The organism is Massilia sp. P2_C2, from assembly GCF_056404615.1.
The window spans coordinates 1-8332 of the sequence record NZ_JBFUDR010000281.1; the positions used below are offsets into that span (position 1 = coordinate 1).

5 protein-coding genes are annotated in these 8332 nt (G+C 59.8%); 3 read left to right on the top strand and 2 right to left on the bottom strand.

All coding sequences use genetic code 11. The features are described 5' to 3' along the window. On the bottom strand, positions 1 to 996 hold a 996-nt coding region (locus AC1DYX_RS24530; RefSeq protein ID WP_477263722.1), incomplete at its 3' end, for an ABC transporter permease. 2 nt (positions 997 to 998) lie between these two features. Next, entirely contained in the window at positions 999 to 2006 is a 1008-nt protein-coding gene (locus tag AC1DYX_RS24535) for an adenosine deaminase (protein ID WP_477263724.1), read from the bottom strand. Between the two features lie 741 nt (positions 2007 to 2747). Here AC1DYX_RS24535 and AC1DYX_RS24540 point away from each other — a divergent pair. The 3 genes from AC1DYX_RS24540 (at position 2748) to AC1DYX_RS24550 (ending at position 7662) form a co-directional block, all read left to right on the top strand. After that, positions 2748 to 4670, top strand: coding sequence for a PrkA family serine protein kinase (locus AC1DYX_RS24540; protein ID WP_477263726.1), 1923 nt, complete (start codon positions 2748 to 2750; stop codon positions 4668 to 4670). Between the two features lie 182 nt (positions 4671 to 4852). After that, positions 4853 to 6124: a YeaH/YhbH family protein gene (locus tag AC1DYX_RS24545; RefSeq protein ID WP_477263728.1), complete on the top strand. Its 1272-nt coding sequence runs from the start codon at positions 4853 to 4855 to the stop codon at positions 6122 to 6124. 11 nt (positions 6125 to 6135) lie between these two features. Next, positions 6136 to 7662: a SpoVR family protein gene (locus tag AC1DYX_RS24550; RefSeq protein WP_477263730.1), complete on the top strand. Its 1527-nt coding sequence runs from the start codon at positions 6136 to 6138 to the stop codon at positions 7660 to 7662. Positions 7663 to 8332: the final 670 nt, after the last annotated feature.

Consider the following 8332-nt stretch of genomic DNA (forward strand, 5'->3'; position numbering starts at 1 on the left):
GAGCACGCTGCCGGCGAGGCCCACGAGGGCGAACTCGATGAGGAACAACATGCCGACCTCGTTCTGCGTCATGCCGAGGCAACGCAGCATGGCGCAGGCGTCCAGGTGGCGCTGCATGAAACGGCGCGCGGCCATCGCGACGGCCACCGCGGCCAGCATCGCCGACAGCAGGCCCACGAGCGCCAGGAAGCGCTCGGCGCGGTCGATCGTCGAGCGCATCTCGGGCCGGCCGTTTTCCAGCGTCTCGATGCGCACGCCGCGGACGTTGTCGGCGGCGATGCGCGCGCGCAGCCAGCGTTCGTAATCCGCGACGGCGGCCAGGTCGTTCGGCGACTTCGCCGCCACCTGCATGCGGTAGGTGACGCGGGCGTAGGCGTCGACGAGGCCGGTGGCTTTCAGGTCCGCGAGCGCCAGCATCACGCGCGGCGCGAAGTTGGCGAACGACGCGCCACGGTCGGGTTCGGACGCGATCAGGCGTGCGATCCTGAAACTCTTGTCGCCGAGCTGGATGTTGGAGCCGACCTTCGCCCGCAGCGGGGGCAACAGGTTGACGTCGACCCAGACGGTGCCCGGTGCCGGCGTGTCGTGCGTGAGGTCGCCGAGGGCCTCGCTGGCATCAATCGGGCTCGTCGTCACGCGCATGCTGCCGCGCAGCGGATAGTCCGGTGACACGGCCTTGACGGACGCCAGCAGGGCCTGCGACGCATCGCCCTGCCCCGCTTGCGCCATGCTGGGAAAGGTCACCGTGTCGGCCAGCTTCAGGCCGCGCCGCGCCGCCTCGTCGCGCCAGTCCTGGCGCAGGGGCTGGTCGGCGTTCACGAGCAGGTCGGCGCCGAGCAGCTGGCGGGCGTCGCGGTTCAGTCCCGCGCGCATGCGGTCGACGAAGAAGCCGACCGCCGCCAGCGCCGCCACCGCGACCACGAGCGCCACCAGCAGGAAGCGCAATTCGCCGGCGCGCCAGTCGCGCGCGGTCATGCGCAGGGACTGCTTCAGCATCGTCATGCCGCGTCGAAGAACGCATCCACCTCGGCCAGGTACGCGCGCTGGCGCTCCGGCTCGAGGAAGGCCGCGCTGAAACTGTTCTTCGCGAGCTGGCGCGCGTGGCCGGCGTCGAGCGGCAGCGCGTCGAACGCGGCCAGGTAGTTGTCGTTGACGTAACCCCCGAAATAGGCCGGATCGTCCGAATTCACGGTGGCGACGAGGCCCGCGTCGAGCAGGCGGCGCAGGTTGCTGTCGCCCATCACGTCGAATACGCGCAGCTTGACATTCGACAACGGACACACGGTCAGCGCCATCTGCTCGCGCGCCAGCCGTTCGACCAGCACTGGATCCTCGAGGCAGCGCACGCCGTGGTCGATGCGGTCGACGTTGAGCACGTCCAGTGCGCTCTCGATATAGGCCGGCGGGCCCTCTTCGCCGGCATGAGCGACGAGGCGCAGGCCGAGGTTGCGGGCGCGCTCGAACACGCGCGCGAATTTTTCCGGCGGGTGGCCGACTTCGGACGAATCGAGGCCCACGCCGATGATCTTGTCGCAGAACGGCAACGCTTCTTCTAGCGTGGCAATGGCGTCGTCCTCGGACAGGTGGCGCAGGAAACACATGATCAGCGTCGCACTGATGGGGCCGTCCTGGCAGGCGCGCCAGATGCCGTCGATGACGGTCTGGAAGGGCACGTCGCGCGCCGTGTGCGTCTGCGGATCGAAAAAGATCTCGGCATGGCGGACGTTGTCGGCCGCAGCGCGCTTCAGATACGCCATCGTCATGTCGTAGAAGTCCTGTTCGGTCAACAGTACGCTTGCGCCAGCGTAATAGATGTCAAGGAAAGACTGCAGGTCGGTGAAAGCGTACGCTTGACGCAACGCTTCAACCGACGCGTAGGGCAGCGTCACACCATTCCTTTGCGCTAACTCAAAAATCAGCTCGGGCTCGAGGGAGCCCTCGATATGGATGTGCAATTCTGCCTTCGGCATGGCCTGCAGCAGGTGGCGCAGCTGTTCGTTCAGCATGGGATCTCCGCGATGGATCGGTGGAATAGGTTCAGGCAAGCAGTGTAGCGCATGGCTGCAAGCATCTCATTTCATTGAAGAATTCCATGTATATGCGGGCGCGATACCCGTGCGCCACTGCTTAGCCAGATGGTGCACTATTTGCTTACCAATTAATAAACATACGCATGGATGGAGGATCAAAAGTCCTGGCCAGAAATGGCGTCGATACCATTGAATCCGGTGCAAACAGCGGGTTCGAATTATCTAAAAAAATAGCTATTTTCCTTATCTTTTTCAATAACTTAGGGTTGTGCAACACAAGTGTGTAACACTGTTTTGACTTCCAGAACTAATAGGCAGATAATAAATTTCATAAGCGTAAGAAGACGCTCTCAGCGGGCGCTAACAAACCGGTCACGGACGTTGCTTCAGCAACGATCCACGACAGCGGGCTCCGCAAGGTCCCGATGGAAACCGGATGAGAACAAGAACATCGCCCTTCGTTTTGTGTCAGATCTTCTGACCTCCAGATCCAMACGGCGACCCCAACGAGAAACACGGGGGCTTCGAGAAACCGTCGCGAGCGGCAGCAGTTTTGTTCGAGAAGCGCAGCTGTACTCGAGTACAGCGAGCATCGCAGAATAAAACTGCAACGCGCAGCAGGTTTATCGACGTCCACCTGCCAAAACCGGGGCTTCGGCGGCGAACTTCAACGGCCGCCAGACAGTGATCAGTGTTAGCACATTAGAGGACATTCACATGACCATTTTTGATAACTACGCAGCCCGCTATGAGCGTACCCGGGAAGAGGAATACTCCCTGTCTGAGTACCTTCAGCTTTGCAAAAAAGATCCCCTGACTTACGCCAGCGCTCCCGAGCGCATGCTGGCCGCAATCGGCGAACCCACCCTGGTCGACACCCGCCTCGACCCGCGCCTGTCGCGCATCTTCGCCAACAAGGTCATCAAGGTCTATCCCGCTTTCCGCGAGTTCTACGGCATGGAAGAAGTGATCGAACAGGTCGTTTCCTATTTCCGTCACGCGGCGCAAGGCCTGGAAGAGCGCAAGCAGATTCTTTATTTGCTGGGACCGGTCGGCGGCGGTAAATCGTCGATCGCCGAAAAGCTCAAGCATCTGATGGAACAGGTACCGTTCTATGCGCTGAAAGGCTCGCCGGTGAACGAATCGCCGCTCGGCCTGTTCAACGAGGAAGAGGATGGCGCCATCCTCGAGGAAGACTACGGCATCCCGCGCCGCTTCCTGCGCGCGATCCCGAGCCCGTGGGCCGTCAAGCGCCTGCACGAATTCGGCGGCGACATCAACAAGTTCCGCGTCGTCAAGCGTTATCCGTCGATCCTCAAGCAGGTCGCGATCTCGAAGACGGAGCCGGGCGACGAGAACAACCAGGACATTTCCTCGCTGGTCGGCAAAGTCGACATCCGCAAGCTGGAAGACTATGCGCAGGACGACCCGGACGCCTACAGCTATTCCGGCGGCCTGTGCCTGGCGAACCAGGGCCTGATGGAATTCGTCGAGATGTTCAAGGCGCCCATCAAGGTGCTGCACCCGCTGCTGACGGCCACGCAGGAAGGCAACTACAAGGGTACCGAGGGCTTCGGCGCGATCCCGTTCGAAGGCATCATCCTGGCGCACTCGAACGAATCGGAGTGGAAGACCTTCCGCAACAACCGCAACAACGAGGCATTCCTCGACCGGATCTATATCGTGAAGGTGCCGTATTGCCTGCGCGTGTCGGACGAGATCAAGATCTACGACAAGCTGCTGCGCAATTCCTCGCTCGACAAGGCGCCCTGCGCCCCGGGCACGCTGCGCATGATGGCCCAGTTCGCGATCCTGTCGCGCCTGAAGGATCCGGAAAATTCGAGCGTCTATTCGAAGATGCTCGTGTACGACGGCGAAAACCTGAAGGACACGGACCCGAAAGCCAAGTCGCTGCACGAATACGTCGACTATGCCGGCGTGGACGAAGGCATGAACGGCCTGTCGACCCGCTTCGCGTTCAAGATCCTGTCCAAGGTCTTCAACTTCGACAATACCGAGGTGGCAGCCAACCCCGTGCACCTGCTGTATGTCCTCGAACAGCAGATCGAGCGCGAGCAATTCCAACCCGAGACCGAACAGCGCTACCTGTCCTATATCAAGGAGCACCTGGCGAACCGCTACGTCGACTTCATCGGCAAGGAGATCCAGACGGCCTACCTGGAAAGCTATTCCGAGTATGGCCAGAACATCTTCGACCGCTATGTCACGTTCGCCGACTTCTGGATCCAGGACCAGGAATTCCGCGATCCGGACACGGGCGAGAGCTTCGACCGCGAAACGCTGAACGCCGAGCTCGAGAAGATCGAGAAGCCGGCCGGCATTTCGAACCCGAAGGATTTCCGCAACGAGATCGTCAACTTCGCGCTGCGCGCGCGGGCGACCAACGGCGGCAAGAATCCTGCGTGGACCAGCTATGAGAAGTTCCGCTCGGTGATCGAGAAGAAGATGTTCTCGAATACCGAAGAACTGCTCCCGGTGATTTCGTTCAACGCGAAAGCCAGCGCGGAAGATGCAACCAAGCACGCCGACTTCGTTGCCCGTATGGTCGAGAAAGGCTATACGCCCAAGCAGGTCCGTTTGCTGTGCGAATGGTACCTGCGCGTGCGTAAGTCCTCGTAAAGGCCATCGCAAAACCAGGAGCGTGGGGGCGGACGGACGAGCGTCCGCCAGGCAGGACCGGTGGGCCGGCACAAGGCGACCTACCGAATCCGCGACGCCAACCACGTTACGACGCGGCGCGTTACACTATAGGGGACCCGGGAAGGTTCCGGCCCGCCGCGAATTTCAGCAGGAGGCCTGTTTTGACTTACCTCATCGACCGACGCTTGCAGGGCAAGAACAAGTCTGCGGTCAACCGCGAACGATTCTTGCGCCGCTATAAGGCGCAAATCAAGGATGCGGTGGGCCGGGCGATCAAGGGTCGCTCGATCACCGATGTCGAAAATGGCGAAAAGGTTTCGATTCCCGTCAAGGACGTGAACGAACCCCGCTTCGGACATGCCCATGGGGGCGTGTGGGAGACCGTCAACCCCGGTAACACGGAGTACCAGAAAGGCGACCAGATCAACCGTCCGCGCGGCGGTGGCGGGGGCGCCGGCCGCGGCCGTGCTGGCAACAGCGAGCAGACCACCGAAGACGATTTCATCTTCGAGCTCAGCCGTGAAGAATTCATGAATTATTTCTTCGAAGACCTCGAGCTGCCGAACATGGTCAAGACGCAGCTGACCCAGGTTGTCGAATACAAGAACCAGCGCGCCGGCTACAACATCTCCGGCACACCGTCGAACATCCACGTGCTGCGCTCCCTGCGCGGTGCGCTCGGCCGGCGCATCGCAGTGGGCGGCCCGTCGCGCAAGCAACTGACGGCCCTCGAACACCAGTTGCGCGACCTGCGCGAGCAGGGTGTCGAGGACGACGACCCGCTGGTCATCGAACTCAAGCACAAGATCCATCACCTGCACACGCGCCTGCTGGCGATTCCATTCATCGATCCGATTGATTTGCGTTACAGCAACCGGATCAAGATCCCGAAGCCGTCGACGGCGGCCGTCATGTTCTGCGTCATGGACGTGTCGGGATCGATGGATGAAAGCCGCAAGGACACCGCCAAGCGCTTCTTCATCCTGCTGTACCTGTTCCTCAAGCGGGTCTACGAACGGATCGACGTCGTCTTCATCCGCCACCACACGGCGGCGGCCGAGGTCGACGAGAACGAGTTCTTCCACTCGCGCGAATCGGGCGGCACCGTCGTGTCGTCGGCGCTGCACCTGCTGAACAAGGTCATCAGCGAGCGCTACAGCAATGGCGACTGGAACAGCTACGTGGCGCAGGCTTCGGACGGCGACAACTGGGACAATGATTCCGTGCTGTGCAGGCAGATCCTGACCAGCGCGATCATGCCCAAGGTCCAGTACTACACGTATGTCGAGATCACCGACGGCCCCCCGCAGAACCTGTGGGAGCAGTATGCCGAGGTGGCGACCACGCACCAGAACTTCGCCATGCAGAAGATCGTGACGCCGGCCGACATCTATCCGGTGTTCCGGGAGTTGTTCAAGAAGCAGCCCAAGTAGCGAGGCCCGCCATGCCAAGAGACCCCAACAACCCGCGCGCCCTGCCCGAGCAATCGGAATGGACGTTCGATCTGATCGAACAGGCGCACGAGGAAATCCGCCGGGTGGCCAGGAAATTTGGCCTGGACACCTACCCCAACCAGCTCGAAATCATCACGGCCGAGCAAATGATGGACGCGTACACGTCCGTCGGCATGCCCGTCTCGTACAACCACTGGTCGTTCGGCAAGCATTTCCTGACGACGGAAAAGAGCTACAAGCGGGGCCAGATGGGCCTCGCGTACGAAATCGTCATCAACTCGAATCCCTGCATCGCCTATCTGATGGAGGAAAACAGTCTGACGATGCAGGCCCTCGTGATCGCGCACGCGGCCTACGGCCATAATTCTTTCTTCAAAGGCAATTATCTGTTCCGGACCTGGACCGATGCCGACGCCATCGTCGACTATATGGTCTTTGCGAAGAACTATATTGCCGAGTGCGAACAGCGTCATGGCATCGACGCCGTCGAAGAGCTGCTCGATTCCTGCCATGCCCTGCAGAATTATGGGGTGGACCGCTACAAGCGGCCGGCCAAGCTGTCCGTGGCGCAGGAAGCGGCGCGCCAGAAGGAGCGCGAGGAATACATGCAGTCGCAGGTCAACGAGTTGTGGCGCACCCTGCCGCGGCGTGAGGAACAGGTCCGCGACCAGGCGCCCATGCGTTTCCCGCCCGAGCCCGAGGAAAACCTGCTCTACTTTATCGAGAAGTACGCGCCGCTGCTGGAACCGTGGCAGCGTGAACTCGTACGGATCACGCGCAAGATCTCGCAGTATTTCTATCCACAGCGCCAGACCCAGGTCATGAACGAGGGCTGGGCGACCTTCTGGCACTATACGATCCTGCAGGAGCTCTATAAGGAAGGCATCGTCGGCGACGGCTTCATGCTGGAATTCCTCCAGAGCCATACGAACGTCGTCTACCAGCCGCCCGCCACGAGCCCTTATTACAGTGGCATTAATCCGTATGCGCTGGGCTTTGCGATGATGACCGACATCAAGCGCATCTGCGAAGACCCGACGGACGAAGACCGCGCCTGGTTCCCGGATATTGCGGGCAGCGACTGGATCAAGACGCTCGACTTCGCCATGCGCAACTTCAAGGACGAGAGCTTCATTGCCCAGTACCTGTCGCCCAAGCTGATCCGCGAGTTCCACTTCTTCGCCGTACTGGACGACGACCGCAGCGACAAGCTGACGATTTCGGCCATCCACGACGAAGCGGGATACCGCTATGTGCGCCAACAGCTGGCCGATCAATATAATCTAGGCAACCGCGAACCGAACATCCAGGTCTGGCAGGTCAATACGCGGGACGACCGCGCGCTGACCTTGCGCCATACCCAGTTCCAGCGCCGCCCCCTGAACCAGCAGGCGCATGAAGTCCTGAAGCACGTCGCAAGGCTGTGGGGCTTCGATGTCCGCCTCGAGACCGTTGACCCATCCGGGCGTGTCGTGAGCAGCCTGGAGTGCCGCCGCGAGAAGCGCGCACGTTACTGACCCTCCGGCCCGCGCTTCCCTGCGCGGGCATTTTTTTCTTCCATCCGAGCGCAACCCCCTTCCCCTTTCGGCGTAGTTCCACTAACATCTAACGTGGTTAGTGAGCCATATCATTCGCCTGTATCTACATAAGCGCTAGTTATGGCCGGGCCTTCTGATATAGAAGGAAAACCGTTTCAACAGTACGCCTTTCGCAATCGAACTTCGATATAGTTGGCGGAAACGCTATGAATATTTCTTATGTTATTTGCCATATTGCAAAATCTTCGTAGAAAATTCGGTCAAATGGCGTTTTCCGCCTCATGTTCCACTTGTTATGAAGGGGGCCCACATTACATTGCAAAACGCACAACTTATCCCACCATCCGGATGCCTGCGCCGCTTCCTTTTTGATTACATTCCTTGCCTGTTTTTACAGACAAATACCTTCTCTTTGATGGTGTAAAAATGTATGGAAAAAAAAGAATTCGTAGGTATAATTCGCCGATGTCCCGGATGCGGCTCTTAGCATTTTGTCGTGTTTTGTGGGTTTGGTAGCAACAAAAAAAGGTTGGTATTGGAGAAAGCAGGATGAATTTTTCGCATGAGAAGAACCCCGGGAAGAATTTGACTGGTATCGCCATTGTCATCGTCTTGCACCTGATCGTTGCTTACGGGATCGTCACTGGTC